Raw genomic sequence first — 17,069 nt, 5'->3', positions numbered from 1 at the left:
TCCTGGATCCAGGGCAGAGGAGGGCTTTCATGGACCCCTACACCATCCCACCGCGCCGGAGCCGCTGGCGCCGTGGCGTCTACGCGGCCGGGCTCGTCATCCCCTTCACCGCTTCCCAGGTGTGGGCGCTGCTGGTGCTGCTGCGGCTCGCCCCGCTCGACGGGCTGGTGGGCCAGGCCATCGCACTGGTCCTGCTCGGCTCGGCGGCCGCGATCTGGGCGGGGTGGCGCTGGACGTGGCGGCTCGGCCGCGACCGCGACCGGCAGCCCGAGCCCGCCCGCAAGACGCGGATCCCGACATGACGTCCGGCCCGGTGATCGTCGCCGCCCTCGTGGCGGCGACCGGCGCCGGACGTCTCCTGCGCTACTTCGGCGGCCTTCTCCGCCGCCGACCGAACGAGAGGAGCACGGCCATGACGAGCCTGCGCCCGTCCTTCCCGCTGCGGCTGTACCACTGGCGGTGGGAGATCCTCGCCGTGACACTGCTTCCCTACGGCATCGTGACGTTCGCGTCCTTCGCCGGTCCACTATGGACGTCCATAGTGTCCGCTGCCCTGCTCGGGCTGGCGGTCCTGGGCCGCCGACGGCTCCGAGCCCGGATCGGCGCGATCGCGCTGCAGCACCGGCTGCGCGCGGCGTTCTCCCGGCTCCGCCTCCCGGGCGGCCGCCGCCCGGCAATCCTGTGGAGCCGTCCCCGCGGCGGCGACATCGTGGTGTCGCTGTTCGGCCGCGAGGCATTCGAGCACCTGCACCGCCACCGTTCGGTCCTCGCGGCGGCGTGCTCGGTACCGGAGGTCTACGTGGACCGCCACCCGAAGTACGCGAGCCTTGTGACGCTGACCCTCAGCCCGACGGCGCCGAAGCGCGAACCGGGCCGGGCCGCGCTGCCGAGCAACGTGGTGCCGCTGCGGGTGCACAGCTGAGGGTCAGCTCCGCGGAGTTCCGAGTACGGCGGTGATCAAATCGGCAAGGTCGCCGCCGTGCCAGGAGCTGTTCGAGAAGCGCTCTTGCGCGATCCCGTTCCACGGACGTCCACCGGCGCCCATCACGATCCGCGGATCCGCGGTGAGAACGCCGATCTCCTGAGCCACGATCCCTTCCGTTTGCAGAGCTTTCATGGCCAAATCGACATCCTCGGCCCGGGTCACGATGACGAGACCCCAATCGCCCCAGGTCTCTGCGAGGTCGAAGGGATGGAGGCCGCTCTGTCGCGCAACTTCGGCCACCGGCTGGTCCAGTTCGTAATCGCCGGTGATCGCGGCGCCCAGCCCGTTGGTTTCACAAAGGGCACGTACCGTGGCGAACAGGCCGTCCGAGACGTCCATTGCTGCCTGCCCAAGCCCGGTCGCGGCCATCACCTGCCCGGCTCTGAGCTGGGCCATTGGCCGGCAGGCGCGTCGCCGGACCTCCTCCCGTGCCGCTTCCGGAAGGGTCGCATGCCCGGCCGCCAGCAAAGCCGCAGCCCAGAGGTAGCCGGGTGATCCCACCAGGAGCAGGCGGTCCCCGGCACATGCCCCCGATCGCCGAAGCCTCCTTCCAGGCGCACACCGTCCGATCGCCGTCGCCGTCAACTGCACGGTTTCGCCGTCGCGGGTGTCGCCTCCGGCAATCTTGGTGCCGTGCTCCACGCAGCAGTCGTCGACTCCATCCAGGAGCCGCTCGAACTCGCGCACCGTGGTTGCCTTCGGCAGCGTGTATGCCGCGACCAGACCGAGCGGTTCCGCGCCGGTGGCAGCCAGGTCCGAAAGGTTGATCGTCGCCAACAGCCAGCCCGCGTGGTAAAGGTCAGGTTCACCCAGAAAGTTGACAACCACAGGGGTGGGACAACTGTCAGTAGTGGCGACAAGTTCGCTCGGCGTGCTCAGCGCGGCGAGCAAGGCGCTGTCGTCCCCGAAACCTTCCGTGCCGCCGTAGCGCGGCCGCAGCACATGCTCCTGTATCCCACGCTCGCCCAGGTCGTCAAGACGGAGCTCAATTATACCGGACATGATCCGCCAATCGCGACGCGACGACAGCTTGGTCGTTCGAATAATTGTGCGGCATCGCCCCGTAGGCTTGCTCGCTTTCCGGGGAAGCAAACAGCATCAGGTTGCAGATCCGCGCACCGGGGTACAGCAGGACCGGATGTCTCAGGTGGTTCACGATCTCCAAAGTCAGCACCGCGCCACGTTCCATACCGAACCCGGGACTCACCTGGCCGCAGAGTACGCTCACACCGAGCCGCGCGTAGTCGCTGATCCCGTCGACCAGGCCGACGAGCTTCTTGGACAACCCAATCCGTTCCCATGTCGGAGCGAGCACCAGTTCACCCGGCTCGACCACGAGCCTTCCGCGGGCATCGAGGCTCTTGGCGACCAGATCCGGGTGAGTGGTGCGATCGGCGACGTCGACGGTTCTCTGGCTTTGCAGACTGAACGCTTCAGCCCCAAGGCGCAGGCTGAGGGATGCGGGGCGGACGAGTGCAGGATCGAATGGTTCGACGAACAACTCACCATTTGCGCGAGAGCGGCGAATGGCACGATCGGTCAGCACTCCCCGATACTTCGCACGCGAGCGCCAGGTCAACGACGAGAAGAGCATCCGCGAACCTCGGTCACGACCGCTTTGACGAGCCGCAGCAAATCTGTTACAGGCAGTGGTCGGTTGGGCTGCTCGCCGGTCTCGCCGGGTGAGCGGAAGACCGCTGTCGTGGATGTGCGGTGCCGGCCTTGGACGACCAGTGTTGCGGTCAGCTGTTCGCCGACCGGCTCGGCAGTGTGAACAACCTCGGTGCCGCAGGTGTAGAGGCCACCTCGCGACAAGCGTGACGATCTCACCTTGGCCAGGCGCACGGCACCGTCGTCCACGAGCAGCGCGGGGTCGGCGGGATTCGTGCCGTAGCGGTAACGGGTGAACTGCTCCCCTCCCTCGACAACCTCACGATACTCGGGCAGGAGGATGCCCTGTCCCGTAATCAGGGTGGAAGCGAACTCCCAGCGATGGCTGTGCGGATTCGTTTCACCTCGTCTCGACAACCCCGACTCGGGCCAAACATGCATGCGGATCTTGAACTCCGGCTCTGCCGAGGTGTACAAGACCAGCTTCGCGAAGCCGTTGGGGTGCCAATATGAACGTGCCGCGGTCGCGCGGGCAACGTCGATGTCACGGAAGCTGGTTTCGAGCCAGCCTCCGAACGCATCCGGATCGTCGCTCACAGCTTGCGCCGCTGCCGCGAGCCCGTGGAGCGTGCCTCGTCCCACCAAAGCGGCGAGAGCAGCGACAAATCCGGACTCGGCAGCGTCGGAGGTGGACGCGTTCATGGACGGTGCTCCGTCTCCAGGCTTCGCCTCCCGCAACGTCCACATGCCATCGGTGCCCCGACAAAGGCAACCGGCCGGGGGACGGCCGGCGTGAACAGCTTATGGGAACGTGGCACGGACATCACCACCCGGGCGGACCGCTACAGCGAACGTCATACCACTTCCCCATGGCCGCGCGCTCAACACGACGAGTTGCAGTTGCCTGCCCATGGTAACCGGCTCGGACCGAGACACCCATCATCGTGCACACCGCCCACAGCCGCCATTACTTCGTCAAGCGGCCATAGGAGTGGACATCGACCCGCATGGCAACGGACAGTCAGCGTCGACGAACGAGAGGCCGAAATGACGACACGCCACCAGAACTCCCGTGCCGCCTCACATGTCCCCGCTGGCAGGACCGCTCGGCTGCTTCGCGGACTGCGCCGGGATCCCGAGCAGCTCGTCATCCTCATCGCCGCCGCGACGGTGGCGATACTCGGCGCTACCGACATGGTGAACGACGTCAAGACACTTCTCGCCGCAACGCTGGCAACACTGGCCATCCTGGGCTTCTCGCTTTTCAAGCAGTCCATGCGGCAAGAGGACAACGACCGGCGAGTCGTCGAACTGGTCAGGTCGGTGAACCTGGTCGAAAAGGGAGTCGGCGAAGTCGAACACGCTTTGACGATCACCCCGTCCGTCGGAGAGTTGACCACGCTCGCCTCCAGGCAAAAAGCTTTCGAAGCAGCCATGGCCAGCGCGGACATGTGGCAGTTCAGAGGCGGCACGGGCTCATTCACCCGCGCTTGGACTCTGCCACAGCTCGCCGCACGAGCTCGCGAAAACAGCACCGGCACCCATTGGCGAGCGCAGTTGCAGATATTGGACCCACAGAACACGACACGGTGCCGAGAATACGACGAGTATCGGGCCAAGCTTTCCCGGAGGCCGGAGAGCGCACTGCCTGCGACATGGACCACCGAGTTCGTGCAAACGAGCTGCCTAGCGACCATATTTGCCGCTCAGTGGCACCAGCAGCATGAGTTCTTGGTCATCGAAATACGACTCCGGTCGGAATTCTCGACACTGCGACACGACATCTCCCCCGATTCGGTCATAATCACGAACGAAGACAACCAGTTCCCAGCGCTGCACATACGCCGGCTGGGCGGCGCCTCTGCCTTGTACCATGCATATCGCGCGGACTTCGACCTCAGCTTCACGTCACTCAAGCCGGTGCTGAAGGCCAAGAGCGACGTAAGAGTCCCTGCCGACAAGAGCAAGGTCACCGAAGACGACGTGTTCCGGGTGCTCCGCGACGTGGGCATTGCGGAGCAGACCCTGGACCGGCTCCCGCTCGACTCGATCCGCGAACTCGCGTTGAACCCGACCAACCCGTACCGCTGACTGCGCGACGGTACACAGCAAGCGCACAGAGAGATCACACGGTCACCAAAGCGGGGCACGCGACCGTAAGTGGCATGACAGCCACCGCCTCCGCATCGCGGCCCGGGATTGTTCCGGTCGATCTCGCCGGGCCGCAGCCTGTTCTCGATGTCGTCATCCCGGTCTACAACGAAGAGGCCGATCTCGAACCGTGCATTCGCCGGCTGCACGCGCACCTGGCCGCGCACGTCTCCTACCCGTACCGGATCACCGTTGCCGACAACGCGAGCACCGACGCGACGCTGCAGGTGGCCGAACGGCTCGCCAGGGAGTTCCCCGAGGTCGCCGTCCGGCATCTCGACGAGAAGGGGCGCGGCCGGGCGCTCAACGCCGTCTGGCGGGCCTCCGACGCCGCCGTGCTCGCCTACATGGACGTCGATCTCTCCACCGATCTTGCCGCGCTCGGGCCGCTCGTCGCTCCCCTGCTGTCCGGGCACTCCGATCTCGCCATCGGCAGCAGGCTCGCCCGCGGCGCGCGCGTCGTGCGCGGGCCGAAGCGCGAGTTCATCTCGCGGTGCTACAACCTGATTCTCCGCTCGACACTCGCCGCGAAGTTCACCGACGCCCAGTGCGGCTTCAAGGCCATCCGCGCGGACGTCGCCCGGGAACTGCTGCCGCACGTCGAGGACACCGGCTGGTTCTTCGACACCGAGCTGCTCGTCCTGGCGCAGCGTGCCGGCCTGCGGATCCACGAAGTGCCCGTCGACTGGGTCGACGACCCGAACTCCTCGGTCAACATCGTCAAGACCGCCACCGAGGACCTCAAGGGCATCGCCCGCGTCACGAAGGCGACCTTCACCGGCGAGATCCCGATCAGCAGGCTGCGCGAGCAGCTGGGCAGGCAGCCGATCGGCGTCGAGGCGCCCGGGGTGCCGCCGCGGCTGGTCACGCAGCTGGTGCGGTTCGCCGCCATCGGCGTCAGCAGCACCCTCGCCTACCTCGTGCTGTTCCTGCTGCTGCGCACCGTCGTCGGCGCGCAGGCCGCGAACTTCACCGCGCTGCTGGTGACGGCGATCGGGAACACCGCGCTGAACCGGCGGCTCACCTTCGGCATCCGCGGCCGCGCCGGCGCCGGGCGCCACCAGTTCGAAGGGCTGCTCGTCTTCGGCCTCGGCCTCGCGCTGACCAGCGGCGCGCTCGCCCTGCTGCACGGGTCCACCACGCCCGGCCTCGTCCTCGAAATCACCGTGCTCGTGCTGGCGAACCTCGCCGCCACCGTGCTGCGGTTCCTGCTCCTGCGCGGCTGGGTGTTCAACCCCCGCCGCCAGTCCGCCCCGCAGAAGGAGTCCTGATGACCGCCGTCCTGCCCACTGCCGCGCCGGTACAGTCCCGGCACCGCAAGGAATCCGTGGCACACGCGCCGCCGCGCTGGGTCCGCCCGGCGGTGTTCGGGCTGCTGGCCGCGACCGCCGTGCTGTACTTCTGGAACCTGACCGCCTCCGGCTACGGCAACTCGTTCTACGCCGCCGCCGTGCAGTCCGGGACGCAGAGCTGGAAGGCGTGGCTGTTCGGGTCGCTCGACTCGGGCAACGTGCTCACTGTCGACAAACCGCCCGCGGCGCTCTGGGTCGGCACGGCGTTCGCCCGGATCTTCGGTTTCTCCAGCTTCACCGTGCTCGCGCCGCAGGCGCTGATGGGTGTCGCGTCCGTCGGCATCCTGTACCTCACGGTGAAACGCACCGCGGGCCCGGTCGCCGGGCTGCTGGCCGGCGCGCTGCTGGCGGTGACGCCGGTCGCGGCGCTGATGTTCCGGTTCAACAACCCGGACGCGCTGCTCGTGCTGCTGATGGTCGCCGGTGCCTACTTCGTCGTGCGGGCCACCGAAACGGCGAGCCCCCGGTGGCTGGCACTGGCCGGTGCCGCGATCGGTTTCGGCTTCCTGACGAAGATGATGCAGGCGTTCCTGGTGCTGCCGGCGTTCGGGCTGGCGTACCTGATCGCGGCGCCGGCCAGTCTGGGCAAGCGGCTGCTGCACCTCGGCGGCGCGGTCGTCGCGCTGGTCGTCTCGGCAGGCTGGTACGTCGCGCTGGTGGACCTGTGGCCGACGGCGTCCCGGCCGTACATCGGCGGGTCCGAAGGGGACAGTCTGCTCGAACTCGCGTTGGGCTACAACGGTTTGGGCCGCATCTTCGGCGACAGCGCGGGTGGCGGGCCCGGCGGTGGCGGTGGCGGCGGGAACACCGGGTTCGGCGGCGCCGCCGGGCTGTTCCGGATGTTCGGCGCCAGCTTCGGGACGGAGATCTCGTGGCTGCTGCCCGCGGCGCTGATCGGCCTGGTCGCCGGGCTGTGGTTCACCCGCCGCGCGCCCCGCACCGACCGGACGCGGCTGGCGCTGGTCCTGTGGGGCGGCTGGCTGGTCGTGACGGCGCTGGTGTTCAGCTTCATGAGCGGCATCGTGCACCCGTACTACTCGGTGGCGCTGGCCCCGGCGATCGCCGCGCTGGTCGCGATTTCCGGCCGCGCGCTGTGGCAGGGCCGGGCCAACACGGCGCCGCGGGCGGTGCTGGCCGGGATGGTCGTGGCGACCGCGGTGTGGTCGTTCATCCTGCTCGACCGCACGCCGGAGTGGTTCCCGGCGCTGCGCTGGATCGTCGCGGTGCTCGGGGTCGTGACCGGCACAGTGCTGGTGATGGGCGTGCCCGCCACCCGCCGGCTGGCGGCCGCCGTGGCGGCGGCGGTGGTCCTGACGATCGGAGTGTCGTCCGCGGCCTACGGCGTCGAGACGGCGTCGGTGGCGCACACCGGTTCCATCCCGACGTCCGGCCCGACGTCGAGCGCGATGGGCGGCTTCGGCTTCGGCGGCGACGAGACGTCGTCGAGCGCGATCGGCGAGCTGCTCGCGAAGACGACGACGAAGTGGGCGGCGGCGACGAACGGTTCGCAGAGCGCGGCATCCCTCGAACTGGCCAGCGGCAAGGCGGTGATCGGCATCGGCGGCTGGAGCGGCAGCGACCCGGCCCCGACACTGGAGGAGTTCAAGGCGTACGTCGCGGCGGGCGAGATCAAGTACTACGTCGAGGGAGGCCGCGGCGGCGGCCCGGGCGGCGGCTCGTCGGAGATCACGGACTGGGTGACGGCGAACTTCACCGCCACCACGGTCGGCGGCCAGACGGTCTACGACCTGCAGAGCTGAAGGTAACCCCCGAAGGGCCGTGTGCGGATTTCCGCTCACGGCCCTTCGGCGCGCCGGCGGCACGGGAAAATCTCAGACGGCACACAGGTTCGGCGCGGATCATGGAGGTCAGAGGGGATGAGGAGGCCGCGATGATCACCACACGTCCCGGATATCCGCGCTGGCACACCGCGAGCGCGCAGGGCCCGCGCTCGCACAACGCCGATGCCGTCGGTGCCTATGCCGCCGCCGGCGGGCCGGGCATCGTCTTCGCGCTCGCGGACGGTGTCGGCGATGATCCCACGGCCGCCCGGGCGGCCCGCGTTGCCGCCGCGGCCGCCGCCCGTACTGCTGTCCACAAAGGACCGGTCGAGGCCGTTCTCGCCGCGCAGCGGGCCGTGCGGGAGCTGGGCGGCGGGGATGCCGTGCTGGTCGTGGCCATGCCCGCCGCACAGGGCGGCTACCGCATTGCCTGGGTCGGCGACGCGCGCGCGTATGCCTGGGACGGCGGGACACTGACCAAACTGACCACTGACCACACGCTCGCCGAGTACTTCCGCGCCCGCCACCAGCCGGTGACGCCGCGGATGGAACACGTCGTCACCACCAGCGTCCGCACCGCCGGGGCGGACGAGATCGGCACCACCGAGACCGCGAGCACCGGCCTGCTGCTGACCAGCGACGGCGTCCACAAGCCCCTGGCAGCCGCGGGCATGCGGGCGGTGCTGGCCCGGCCGGGCACGGGCGCGGCCGAACTGGTCGAGGCCGCACTCGCCCGCGGCGGCTCGGACAACGCGACCGCCCTCTACGTCGAACCCCTGGAGGCCGGCAGCACGACGGTGCGATTTCCCGTCGCCGCGTGACCCCGGTGAGCCGATGAATCCCTGACCGCGTGGTCTTCCTCGGCTTGTCGTGAGTGGTAATTCGGGTTAGAACGCGAATTACCACTCACAACCGGCGGCGGCAGACCTGCGCCGCGTGAGTCCTAGGCGGCACGCTTGAGCTGGCGGTACTCCCGCAGCACCAGGACGATGATCACGACGTCCAGCGCGGCGAAGAACGGCAGCGCGATCGAGTGGGTGTGCACCGCACGGAAGATCTCGTACACCACGAACGCGGCGAGCACGAGCGCGGCGACCGGGTAGGCGCGGACGATCTTGCGGGCCAGCGCCCACACCAGGCCGAGCTTGATCAGCCCGTGGGCGAGCAGGTAGGCGACGGCGAACGTCTTCGTGCCGCCGTGGAGGAAGTTCTCCGTTGCCGACTGGAGGTGGCGGGCCAGTGTGCCCGACGGGTCGCCGAGCAGGTCGCGGGTGATCACCGCGTGGGTGAACCCGCTGACGGCCGACGCCGGGATGAACGCCAGGATCAGCGCCCCGGCGACCTGCAGTGCGCCGTCGAGACCCTTGATCGCGATCGCGATCCGGAAGAACTTCTCGGTCGTTGTCGTCTTCTGCTCCGTCATCGTGCCTCCTGCCGCCACTCTGCCCCACGCACGGCGTGTCCGCACGCGGGGACGGCGGACGCCCAAAAGGGGGCAATTACTGGTCAATCCGCCGAAATGTCCGGCGAAATCATTGCCGGTGCTGCAAGATCAACTCTATGCTGTAATTTCCGTTCGCCGGTGATGAGGGGAGCGTGCCGTGCCGCGTCCATGGGAAGCCGATCCGAACGCCTCGTTCAAACGCCGTCTCGGGAAGTCCGCGAGCGAACTCGACGAGACCAACAACGATCCGAGCTGCCCCGACATCTGGGAACTTTCCAACGGCGACGTCGCGGTCATCGGCCGTGATCTCACCGCCGGTTACGCACTGCGGCTTCCGGACGGGGTCAGCATCGCCGCGGACGAGCGCCTCGTCGTCATTCCGGGTGTGATGATGCGCACGGCGAAGGAGGATATTCCCGATGCCTAGACCACTCGTCACCCTTCCCGGTGAGCGCCTGACGCCGGACGAGTACCTCGCCGACCACGACGAGAATTTCTGGCGCACCGACAGCAGTGGCTGCTGGAAGCTCGAACGGCAACAGCACTTCGTCGAATCCGGAGACGCCAGCTGGGACGCCTTCGACCGCGGCGATTGGCCCAGGGCGTTGGCCCTCATGGAAGAGCGCCGCCACGCACTGGCCGACTACGAAAAACGCATTGCGCGGCACGGATTCGAGGTGCGCCGCGTCCGGGTGGTCGAGGAACCGATCAGCGCGTATCTGATCTGGGAGCTGCACTCGCTGAACGTCCGTTTCCAGGAGGGTGGGAAGATCCGGATCGCCGACGGCGAAGCCGTGGCCGAAGCGGAACGGCACGAGGTGCTGCCGGAACTGTTCATCCTCGGCCGGAAGGTCATTTACCAGGTGCTCTACACCGAAAGCGGCGAACTCGACGGCGCGATCAAATCGGGTGATCCGGAACTGATCCGCCGGTGGACGGCGACGACCCGGCGGCTCTACGACGAGGGCGAGGACCTCGGCACGTTCTTCGCGAGGAAGGTCGCCGGGCGAGTGCCGTCTGCGGCGTGGTGAGCGGGGACGGCGGCCCGCCGGAGCGGATTCCGCGGCAGCTGCCCGCCGACGTCCACGGGTTCGTCAACCGGGTCGAGGACCTCGCCCGGCTCGACGAGATCGCCGGCGATCCGGCCGATCCCGCGGCGACGATCGTCCTCGTCGGCACGGCGGGCGTCGGCAAGACGTCGCTGGCGGTGCACTGGGCCCACCGGGTGCGCGAGCGGTTCACCGACGGGCAGCTCTACGTCAACCTCCACGGGTACGACCCCGGCCCGCCGGTCACGCCGCACGAGGTGCTGGAACGGTTCCTCCAAGCCCTCGACGTGCCGGGGCAGGCGATCCCGGCCGATCCCGAGTCGCGGGCGGCGCTGTTCCGGTCGGTCCTGGCCGGCCGCCGCATGCTCGTGGTGCTGGACAACGCCGCCACGGTCGGCCAGGTGCGGCCGCTGCTGCCGGGCAGTCCCGGCTGCCTCGTCCTGGTGACCAGCCGCAGCAGCCTGACCGGGCTGGTGGCCAGGGACGGCGCCCGGCGGCTGAGCCTGCGGGTGCTGTCGGAGGAGGAAGCGAGCGAGCTGGTCCACCGCATCACCGCCGGCTACCGCGGCCACGACGATCCCGCGGACGTGCTCGAGCTGGCCGGGCTGTGCGCGCACCTGCCCCTCGCGCTGCGCATTGCCGCGGAGCGGGCGATCAACCGCCCGTGGCTGCCCCTGCGTGACCTCGTCGCGGAGCTGCGCGACGAATCCGCGTTGTGGGACGCGCTGACCGCGGACGACGACGACGAGTCCGACGCGGTCCGGACCGTCTTCGCCTGGTCGTACCGCGCGCTCACGCCGGCGGCGAGCCGGATGTTCCGGCTGCTCGGCCTGCACCCTGGCGCGGAGTTCGCCGCCGGTGCCGCCGCGGCACTGGCCGGCTGGTCCCCCGGCCGGACCCGGCGCGTCCTCGACGACCTGGTCGGCGCCCACCTGCTGGAGCAGCCCCAGGCCGACCGGTACCAGTTCCACGACCTGCTCCGGATGTACGCGATCGACCAGGCCAAGGCCGAGGAACCGGCCGAGACGGCGGCCGCGGCCACCCGCCGCGTGCTGCTGTGGTACCTGCACGGCGCGCTCGCCGCGCGCGCCCGGCTGGCCGTCGACCCGCCCCGCTGGACACCGCCCGGCGCGGACGTCGCCGTACCGGCGTTCCGGGACCGGGCGGACGCGCTCGCCTGGTACCGGCGTGAACGGGACAACCTGGTCCGCGCGGTCCGCCTCGCCGACGACCTGGACCTCCCCGACCTCACCTGGCAGCTCGCCGCGGCGCTCTACCCCATCTACGCCGAGCACAACCACTTCGGCGACTGGCTCGAAACGAGCACGCTCGCGCTGCGCGTCGCCCGCAGGCTCGGTGACCGGGTCGCCGAGGCGGAACTGCTGGAAAGCCTGGGCAAGGCCCACACCCAGCACTTCGACCGGCAGCGAGGGATCGAGCTGCAGACGGCCGCGCTGCGCCTGCGCCGCGAACTCGGCGACCCGCTGGGCGAGCTGAAGTCGGCCAACGCACTCGGGCTGGCCCAGCTGCGGGTGCGGGCGCTCACGGCGGCCCGCCGTTCGTTCGAGCGCGTCGCCGTCCTGGCCGGCGAGCTCGGCGACGAGTACTGGCTGGCGCTCGCGGCCAACAACGCCGCCAACGTCGACCTCGAACTGGAGTCCTTCGAGCAGGCACAGCGCCTGCTGACCGACGCGCTGGCCAGGTTCCGCCGGCTCGGGTTGCGCGGCAACGAAGGTGACACGCTGCGCGGGCTCAGCCGCCTGAGCCGCGACCTGCGGCGGCCTGCGGCGGCGTACGAGCACATCCGGGCGGCCGTAGCCATCGCCCGGGCGGAGGAAAACCCGGCACGGGAAGCGTTCTGGCTGCTCGAAGAAGGGCGGGTGCTGATCGATCTCGGCCGTCCGGCGGACGCCCTGGAGACCTTCCAGCGCGCGGCGGCGGTGCAGCGGCAGCTCGGTGACCGTTCGCGGGAGGCCGAGGCGTGGGACGCCACCGGAACGGCCTACCAGGCGCTGGGCCGGGCGGAAGAGTCGGTGAAGTTCTTCCGGAGGGCCGTTTCGGTGCTGCGCGAGCTGGACGAGACGTGGCTGCTCGCCTGCGCGCTCGACCACCTCGCGACCGCGCTCGCTACCGCGGGCAGCTCCGGCGAGGCCGAAGAGGGACGCCGGGAGGCGTTGACGTTGTTCGCGCGGTTCCCCGATCCCCGCGCACGCCGCCACCACGCACGGCTCTCGGCGGTGCTCGGAACCTGACCTCAGCCCGCGGTTTCGGCCTTCACCAGGTCCTCAGCGAAGGAAACCGCCGTCTTGACGCCGTCGTCGCCGAAGATCGGGCCGTTCGTGTACAGGCCGTCGATGATCACCATGATCCGGTCGGCGAGGCGGTCCGGCTCCGCCGCCGCGGTCCGCTTCGCCAGCTCCCGCAGCTCGGTGCGGACCCGCACGAAGTGATCCATCGACACCCGGTGGGCCGGGTGCTCGCGCTCCGGGAACTCCGCGAACGTCGTGCGCAGCGGGCAGCCGCGCATGCCCGGCTCGATGACCCGGATGCCGACCTCGCGCACCACCTCCACCAGGTGCTGCTCCGGGCCGCCGGCCCGCTCCTGCGCCACGGCCACGATGTCGTCCCAGTCCGCACTGCAGCGCCGCAGGTAGGCCACGACAAGGTCGTCCTTGCCCGCGAACTGGCTGTAGAGCAGGTTCTTGCCGCAGCCGCACTCGTCGATGATCTGCTGCATCCCGACGGCGTGGACGCCGTACCGGTTGAACAGCCGGGTCGCGGTCTCGAGGATGCGCTCGCGGGCGTCCGGCGTGGGTTTGCGCGGCATGCCGCCCATCGTACCGGACCGAATGGTCCACATCGCTTGACAACGGCTCCGCCGCCCGGCCATGATTCGGACCGTTCGGTCCCGGACCGATCGGTCCGACTCATCTGGGGGTTCCCTTGAGCGTCTCCACCTCACCCGCCGCGGTCCACGACCGCCTGACCCCGCGCGCCCGCCTGTTGCTGCTCGTGCTCTGCGGCGCCATGTTCCTCGACGCGCTCGACGTCTCGATGAAGGGCGTTGCGCTGCCGTCGATCGGCGCCGAGCTCGGCATGGCCGCCGGGTCGCTGCAGTGGGTGGTCAGCGGTTACGTCCTCGGCTTCGGCGGCTTCCTGCTGCTCGGCGGGCGGGCCGCCGACCTGCTCGGCCGCCGCCGGATGCTGACCGGCGCGCTCGCCGTGTTCGCCGTCGCCACCGCGCTCGGCGGCTTCGCCACCAGCGGCCCGCTGCTGATCGCCGCCCGGTTCGTCACCGGGATCAGCGCCGCCTTCAGCGCACCCGCCGGGTTCTCGATCATCACGACCAGCTTCGCCGAGGGCCCGGTCCGCAACAAGGCGCTGTCGATCTACACCGCCACCGGCGCGACCGGCTTCTCACTCGGGCTCGTCGCCGGCGGGCTGCTCACCGAGGCCAGCTGGCGATGGGTGTTCCACGCGCCCGTGCTCGTCGCGGTCGCCACGCTCCTTGGCGCGCTGGCCGTCGTCCCGCGCTCGCCCGCGGCGCCGGGCCGCGGCTTCGACATCGCCGGGTCCGCGACCATCACCGCGGCCATGCTGCTGCTGGTGTTCACGCTGGTCGAGGCGCCCAACGCGGGCTGGGCGTCGGTGCGCACGCTGGGTTCGCTGGTGGCCGTCGCGGCGCTGCTGGCCGGGTTCGTCGTGCTCGAACGGCGGGTGGCGAGTCCGCTGCTGCGGCTGGGCATCCTGCGGTCCGGCGCGCTGGTCCGGGCGAACGTCGCGGCCATGTCGCTGCTCGGCGGCTGGGTCGGCGCGCTGTTCATCATCACGCTGTACCTGCAGGACATCCGCGGCTGGTCGGCGCTGCAGACGGGACTGGCGGTGTGCCCGAGCGGCATCGTCGTGGCGGTGCTGGCACCGCGGATCGCCGCGCCGCTGGTCGGCCGGTTCGGCTCGGGCCGCGTCGCGCTGGCCGGGCTCGTGTCGTCGGTGGCGGCGTACGTGCTGCTGCAGTTCCTGGACGCCTCGTCCGGGTACGTGACGCTGATGCTGCCCGCGTTCCTGCTGGTGGGACTGGCGTTCACGCTCACCTACGGCCCGCTGACCATGGCGGCGGCCGACAGCGTCCCGGCGGCCGACCAGGGCCTGGCAGGCGGGCTGGTGAACACGGCGTTCCAGGTCGGCCCGGCACTGTCGCTGGGTGTCGTCTCCGCCGTCGTCGCCGCAGGCAGCCTCCAGGCCGCACTGGCCGTCCCGCTCGTCGTGGCCGTCCTCGGGGTGGTCGCGATGCTCCCTTCCCTGCGCCGCGCCTGAAGTTGGTGAAGGCCGCCTTGAGCCTCAAGGCGGCCTTCACCAACTTGGTCACATGGCGGGCGGGGTGGCGAGGGTGCCCCAGGAGGTGGGGGTGTCACTGAGGGAGAAGCGGATCTTGCCCGCGCGCAGCAGATCGGCGTGGGAGATCCAGCTGCGGTCGTAGCCGCGGTGTCCGATGTGGACGTCCTTCGTGTACTGGAGCTTCGCCGCGCTCGCGCCCGGCGCCTCGATCTCGATCTTTCGGCCGCCTGCCGGGCGGATCTCGACCTTCTCGAACATCGGCGTGCTCAGCAGGTACGTCCCGGACCCGGGCTGGGCCTCGAACACGCCGGTCATGCCGAAGACGAGCCACGCCGAAATGGTGCCGAGGTCGTCGTTGCCGGGCATGCCGTAGGGCGTGTCGGTGAACAACGTCCGCGCCGCCCGCAGCACCGCCGAGGTCTTCCACGGCGCGCCGGTCCAGCTGTACATCCAGGGCGCGTGCAGGTCGGGCTCGTTGTTCGGGTTGAAGGCGAAGTTGTTGTGGTAGTCGTACGCGCCGTGGACCCAGGAGTCCTTGGCGGCCTTGGCCGGATCGGTCAGCAGCAGCGGCAGGTCGAAGAAGGTGTCGAGCCGCTGCTCCGCCTTCGCCGGCCCGCCCATCAGGCCGAACAGCTTCGCGGTGTCCTGCTGGGCGAGCCACTGGTACTGCCACGGCGTGCCCTCGTGGAACCCGGTTGACTTCGCCGGGTCGGGGTCGCCGACGCCGGTGCCGTCCGCGGCCTTCGTCCGCGGAAACCCGGTGAAGCCGCGGGATTCGACGCCGGTGTCCCACAGTTTCGCGAAGTTGCCGCAGCGGGCCCGCAGGGTGGCCGCCTTGTCGCGGTAGCCGAGCCCGGACGCCATTGTGGACAGTGCGCAGTCGGCGAGTGCGTACTCCAGGGTCGCCGAACCGGCCTGGCGGGTGTCGCCGTAGGTGTAGCCCGGCAGGTCCTGGTAGCCGATCCAGCCGTTCTTGACGTACGTCGGGTTGCCGTCACGGCCGCGGAAGACCGACTGGTCCTGCGGCACCTCGTTGGCGTTGCGCCACAAGGCGTCGAACAGCTGCCGCGCGGTCCGGTCGTCGAGCAGGCCGCGGCGGTAGTTGTCCACCACCCACGGCGTGACGGGGTCGCCGCTCATCACGTTCGTCTCGCCGTTCGCGAGCGCCCACCGCGGTACCCAGCCGCCGTCCTGGGCGATCTTCAGGACGGACTTTGTCATGTCGGCCGCCTTGTCCGGGTGCAGCAGCGCGACGAGCTGGTTCTGCGAGCGGTAGGTGTCCCACAGCGAGAACATCTGGTAGTAGGTGTCGCGGCTGCGGTGGACGCGGTCGTCGAAGCCGCGGTATGCACCGTCCACATCGGACCCGACGGACGGGTGCAGCAGCGACCGGTAGAGGGCGCTGTAGTAGGTGCGCTGGTCGGCGGTCGTCCCGCCGGCGACGCGCAGCCGGTTCAGCTCGTCCCGCCACGTGTCGTGCGCGGCCTGCCGCGCCCGGCCGAACGACCCGGGCTGCTCGGCGGTCCGGTTGAGCCGGGCACCGTCGACGGAGGTGTACGACAGGCCGACGGAGGCGCCGACCTGCTTGCTGGCGGTGTCGAAGGTGAGCCAGGCCCCGGCGCGCCGGGAGCCGAGCTTGGCGTCGCGCTGGTTCGGCGTCAGCTTCGCGTCGGTCCAGGTGCCGAAACCGGTGAACTTGCGGTCGAACTTGGCGCTGAAGAAGACCTTGTAGCGTTCCTTCTGGGTTTCCCAGCAGAAGTTGCCGCCCTGCAGCCAGCCTTCGACGGTGTCGTCGCCGACGACGTGGACGTCCCCGGCGTAGGTGTAGCCGTTGCTCTCGCCGACCTCGATGAGGACGTTCTCGCTGGTCGCGGTCTCGGGGAAGGTGTAGCGGTGCTGCCCGGTGCGCTGGGTGGCGGTCAGCTCGGCGTCGATGCCGCTGTCGAGCTTGACGCCGTAGTACCCGGGCTGCCGGATTTCGTTGCCGTGGCTGAACTTCGCGCCGTATTGGGCGGGATCGCTGCTGGTGACGGCGCCGGTGGTGGGCATGAACCGGAAGTTCCCCATCGTCTGGCAGCCGACGCCGGACAGGTGGGTGTGGCTGAAGCCGAGGATGGTGTCCTGCGCGTAGTCGTAGGACGCGTACTTCTTGAGCTGGGTGTCCGGGCTGAGCTGGACCATGCCGAAGGGCGTGGTGGCGCCCGGGAAGGTGGTGCCGTCCCCGTTGTTGCCGATCGAGGTGTCGACGAGCGTGGTGGGATCGTCGGCGAACCGCGGCCCGGCGGCCTGGGCGGGCGTCGCGAGCGCCACGGCGGCGGCACCGGCGAGCAGGGTGGCAAGGACGCGTGTCCGCGCTCTCAT

16 protein-coding genes are annotated in these 17,069 nt (G+C 69.8%); 10 read left to right on the top strand and 6 right to left on the bottom strand.

The genetic code is table 11. The features are described 5' to 3' along the window. The first annotated feature begins 29 nt into the window (after positions 1 to 29). Both ABJI51_RS17070 and ABJI51_RS17065 read left to right on the top strand, forming a co-directional pair. Positions 30 to 302, top strand: a complete 273-nt coding sequence (locus tag ABJI51_RS17070; RefSeq protein ID WP_348951971.1) for a hypothetical protein — start codon at positions 30 to 32, stop codon at positions 300 to 302. Further along, positions 299 to 922 carry a hypothetical protein gene (locus ABJI51_RS17065; RefSeq protein WP_348951969.1) on the top strand — a complete coding sequence of 208 codons (624 nt, stop codon included), beginning with the start codon at positions 299 to 301 and terminating at the stop codon, positions 920 to 922. Before ABJI51_RS17070 ends, ABJI51_RS17065 begins: the two co-directional genes overlap by 4 nt. A 3-nt stretch (positions 923 to 925) precedes the next feature. Here ABJI51_RS17065 and ABJI51_RS17060 read toward each other — a convergent pair whose 3' ends face one another. The 3 genes from ABJI51_RS17060 to ABJI51_RS17050 are packed head-to-tail and all read right to left on the bottom strand — an operon-like array spanning position 926 to position 3,298. Beyond that, on the bottom strand, positions 926 to 1,987 hold the full coding sequence (locus tag ABJI51_RS17060; protein WP_348951967.1) for a thiamine-phosphate kinase: 1,062 nt from the start codon (positions 1,985 to 1,987) through the stop codon (positions 926 to 928). Next, a complete protein-coding gene (gene dcd / locus ABJI51_RS17055) occupies positions 1,971 to 2,579 on the bottom strand; it encodes a dCTP deaminase (protein ID WP_348951965.1) in 609 nt (202 codons plus the stop codon). The genes ABJI51_RS17060 and dcd overlap by 17 nt, the downstream gene beginning before the upstream one ends. Then, positions 2,561 to 3,298, bottom strand: a complete 738-nt coding sequence (locus tag ABJI51_RS17050) for a hypothetical protein (RefSeq protein WP_348951963.1) — start codon at positions 3,296 to 3,298, stop codon at positions 2,561 to 2,563. The genes dcd and ABJI51_RS17050 overlap by 19 nt, the downstream gene beginning before the upstream one ends. A 345-nt stretch (positions 3,299 to 3,643) precedes the next feature. Between ABJI51_RS17050 and ABJI51_RS17045 the strand changes: the two genes are divergently transcribed. The 4 genes from ABJI51_RS17045 to ABJI51_RS17030 all read left to right on the top strand — a co-directional run bounded on the left by ABJI51_RS17045 (position 3,644) and on the right by ABJI51_RS17030 (position 8,701). After that, positions 3,644 to 4,687, top strand: coding sequence for a hypothetical protein (locus ABJI51_RS17045; protein WP_348951961.1), 1,044 nt, complete (start codon positions 3,644 to 3,646; stop codon positions 4,685 to 4,687). A gap of 74 nt (positions 4,688 to 4,761) precedes the next feature. Next, on the top strand, positions 4,762 to 6,018 hold the full coding sequence (locus ABJI51_RS17040) for a bifunctional glycosyltransferase family 2/GtrA family protein (RefSeq protein ID WP_348951959.1): 1,257 nt from the start codon (positions 4,762 to 4,764) through the stop codon (positions 6,016 to 6,018). Continuing rightward, positions 6,018 to 7,859: an ArnT family glycosyltransferase gene (locus ABJI51_RS17035; protein ID WP_348951957.1), complete on the top strand. Its 1,842-nt coding sequence runs from the start codon at positions 6,018 to 6,020 to the stop codon at positions 7,857 to 7,859. Before ABJI51_RS17040 ends, ABJI51_RS17035 begins: the two co-directional genes overlap by 1 nt. A gap of 131 nt (positions 7,860 to 7,990) precedes the next feature. Beyond that, positions 7,991 to 8,701 (top strand): PP2C family protein-serine/threonine phosphatase, encoded by a 711-nt coding sequence (locus ABJI51_RS17030; protein ID WP_348951955.1) that lies wholly within the window; start codon positions 7,991 to 7,993, stop codon positions 8,699 to 8,701. Positions 8,702 to 8,823: 122 nt separating this feature from the next. Here ABJI51_RS17030 and ABJI51_RS17025 read toward each other — a convergent pair whose 3' ends face one another. Next, a complete protein-coding gene (locus tag ABJI51_RS17025; protein ID WP_348951953.1) occupies positions 8,824 to 9,303 on the bottom strand; it encodes a DUF2127 domain-containing protein in 480 nt (159 codons plus the stop codon). Positions 9,304 to 9,481: 178 nt separating this feature from the next. Here ABJI51_RS17025 and ABJI51_RS17020 point away from each other — a divergent pair, with 178 nt between their 5' ends. From ABJI51_RS17020 to ABJI51_RS17010, 3 genes are read left to right on the top strand one after another with little or no spacing between them, the layout of a single operon-like run. Then, entirely contained in the window at positions 9,482 to 9,751 is a 270-nt protein-coding gene (locus ABJI51_RS17020) for a hypothetical protein (RefSeq protein WP_348951951.1), read from the top strand. Beyond that, complete coding sequence (locus ABJI51_RS17015) at positions 9,744 to 10,355, top strand: DUF6879 family protein (protein WP_348951949.1); 612 nt, start codon at positions 9,744 to 9,746, stop codon at positions 10,353 to 10,355. Before ABJI51_RS17020 ends, ABJI51_RS17015 begins: the two co-directional genes overlap by 8 nt. Beyond that, positions 10,349 to 12,625 (top strand): ATP-binding protein, encoded by a 2,277-nt coding sequence (locus ABJI51_RS17010; protein ID WP_348951947.1) that lies wholly within the window; start codon positions 10,349 to 10,351, stop codon positions 12,623 to 12,625. The genes ABJI51_RS17015 and ABJI51_RS17010 overlap by 7 nt, the downstream gene beginning before the upstream one ends. Positions 12,626 to 12,627: 2 nt before the next feature. Here the strand turns inward: ABJI51_RS17010 and ABJI51_RS17005 are convergent, their stop codons facing one another. After that, entirely contained in the window at positions 12,628 to 13,200 is a 573-nt protein-coding gene (locus ABJI51_RS17005; protein ID WP_348951945.1) for a TetR/AcrR family transcriptional regulator, read from the bottom strand. A 116-nt stretch (positions 13,201 to 13,316) separates the two neighbouring features. Here ABJI51_RS17005 and ABJI51_RS17000 point away from each other — a divergent pair, with 116 nt between their 5' ends. Then, complete coding sequence (locus tag ABJI51_RS17000) at positions 13,317 to 14,687, top strand: MFS transporter (RefSeq protein WP_348951943.1); 1,371 nt, start codon at positions 13,317 to 13,319, stop codon at positions 14,685 to 14,687. A gap of 48 nt (positions 14,688 to 14,735) precedes the next feature. On the opposite strand, the gene ABJI51_RS16995 is transcribed toward ABJI51_RS17000, so the two are convergent. Beyond that, positions 14,736 to 17,069 carry a GH92 family glycosyl hydrolase gene (locus ABJI51_RS16995; RefSeq protein ID WP_348951941.1) on the bottom strand — a complete coding sequence of 778 codons (2,334 nt, stop codon included), beginning with the start codon at positions 17,067 to 17,069 and terminating at the stop codon, positions 14,736 to 14,738.

Origin of the sequence: Amycolatopsis melonis, assembly GCF_040064235.1 — a bacterium.
In the GTDB taxonomy this organism is placed as follows: domain Bacteria; phylum Actinomycetota; class Actinomycetes; order Mycobacteriales; family Pseudonocardiaceae; genus Amycolatopsis; species Amycolatopsis melonis.
The sequence above is the reverse complement of the archived record's forward strand: the minus strand, read 5'-3'. Positions and strand labels throughout refer to the sequence as shown.

Coding starts and splice junctions, on each gene's coding strand:
- ABJI51_RS17005 (WP_348951945.1), bottom strand. CDS start 13,200: ATGCCGCGCAAACCCACGCCGGACGCCCGCGAGCGCATCCTCGAGACC.
- ABJI51_RS17065 (WP_348951969.1), top strand. CDS start 299: ATGACGTCCGGCCCGGTGATCGTCGCCGCCCTCGTGGCGGCGACCGGC.
- ABJI51_RS17015 (WP_348951949.1), top strand. CDS start 9,744: ATGCCTAGACCACTCGTCACCCTTCCCGGTGAGCGCCTGACGCCGGAC.
- ABJI51_RS17040 (WP_348951959.1), top strand. CDS start 4,762: ATGACAGCCACCGCCTCCGCATCGCGGCCCGGGATTGTTCCGGTCGAT.
- ABJI51_RS17045 (WP_348951961.1), top strand. CDS start 3,644: ATGACGACACGCCACCAGAACTCCCGTGCCGCCTCACATGTCCCCGCT.
- dcd (WP_348951965.1), bottom strand. CDS start 2,579: ATGCTCTTCTCGTCGTTGACCTGGCGCTCGCGTGCGAAGTATCGGGGA.
- ABJI51_RS17060 (WP_348951967.1), bottom strand. CDS start 1,987: ATGTCCGGTATAATTGAGCTCCGTCTTGACGACCTGGGCGAGCGTGGG.
- ABJI51_RS17050 (WP_348951963.1), bottom strand. CDS start 3,298: ATGAACGCGTCCACCTCCGACGCTGCCGAGTCCGGATTTGTCGCTGCT.
- ABJI51_RS16995 (WP_348951941.1), bottom strand. CDS start 17,069: ATGAGAGCGCGGACACGCGTCCTTGCCACCCTGCTCGCCGGTGCCGCC.
- ABJI51_RS17025 (WP_348951953.1), bottom strand. CDS start 9,303: ATGACGGAGCAGAAGACGACAACGACCGAGAAGTTCTTCCGGATCGCG.
- ABJI51_RS17070 (WP_348951971.1), top strand. CDS start 30: ATGGACCCCTACACCATCCCACCGCGCCGGAGCCGCTGGCGCCGTGGC.
- ABJI51_RS17030 (WP_348951955.1), top strand. CDS start 7,991: ATGATCACCACACGTCCCGGATATCCGCGCTGGCACACCGCGAGCGCG.
- ABJI51_RS17035 (WP_348951957.1), top strand. CDS start 6,018: ATGACCGCCGTCCTGCCCACTGCCGCGCCGGTACAGTCCCGGCACCGC.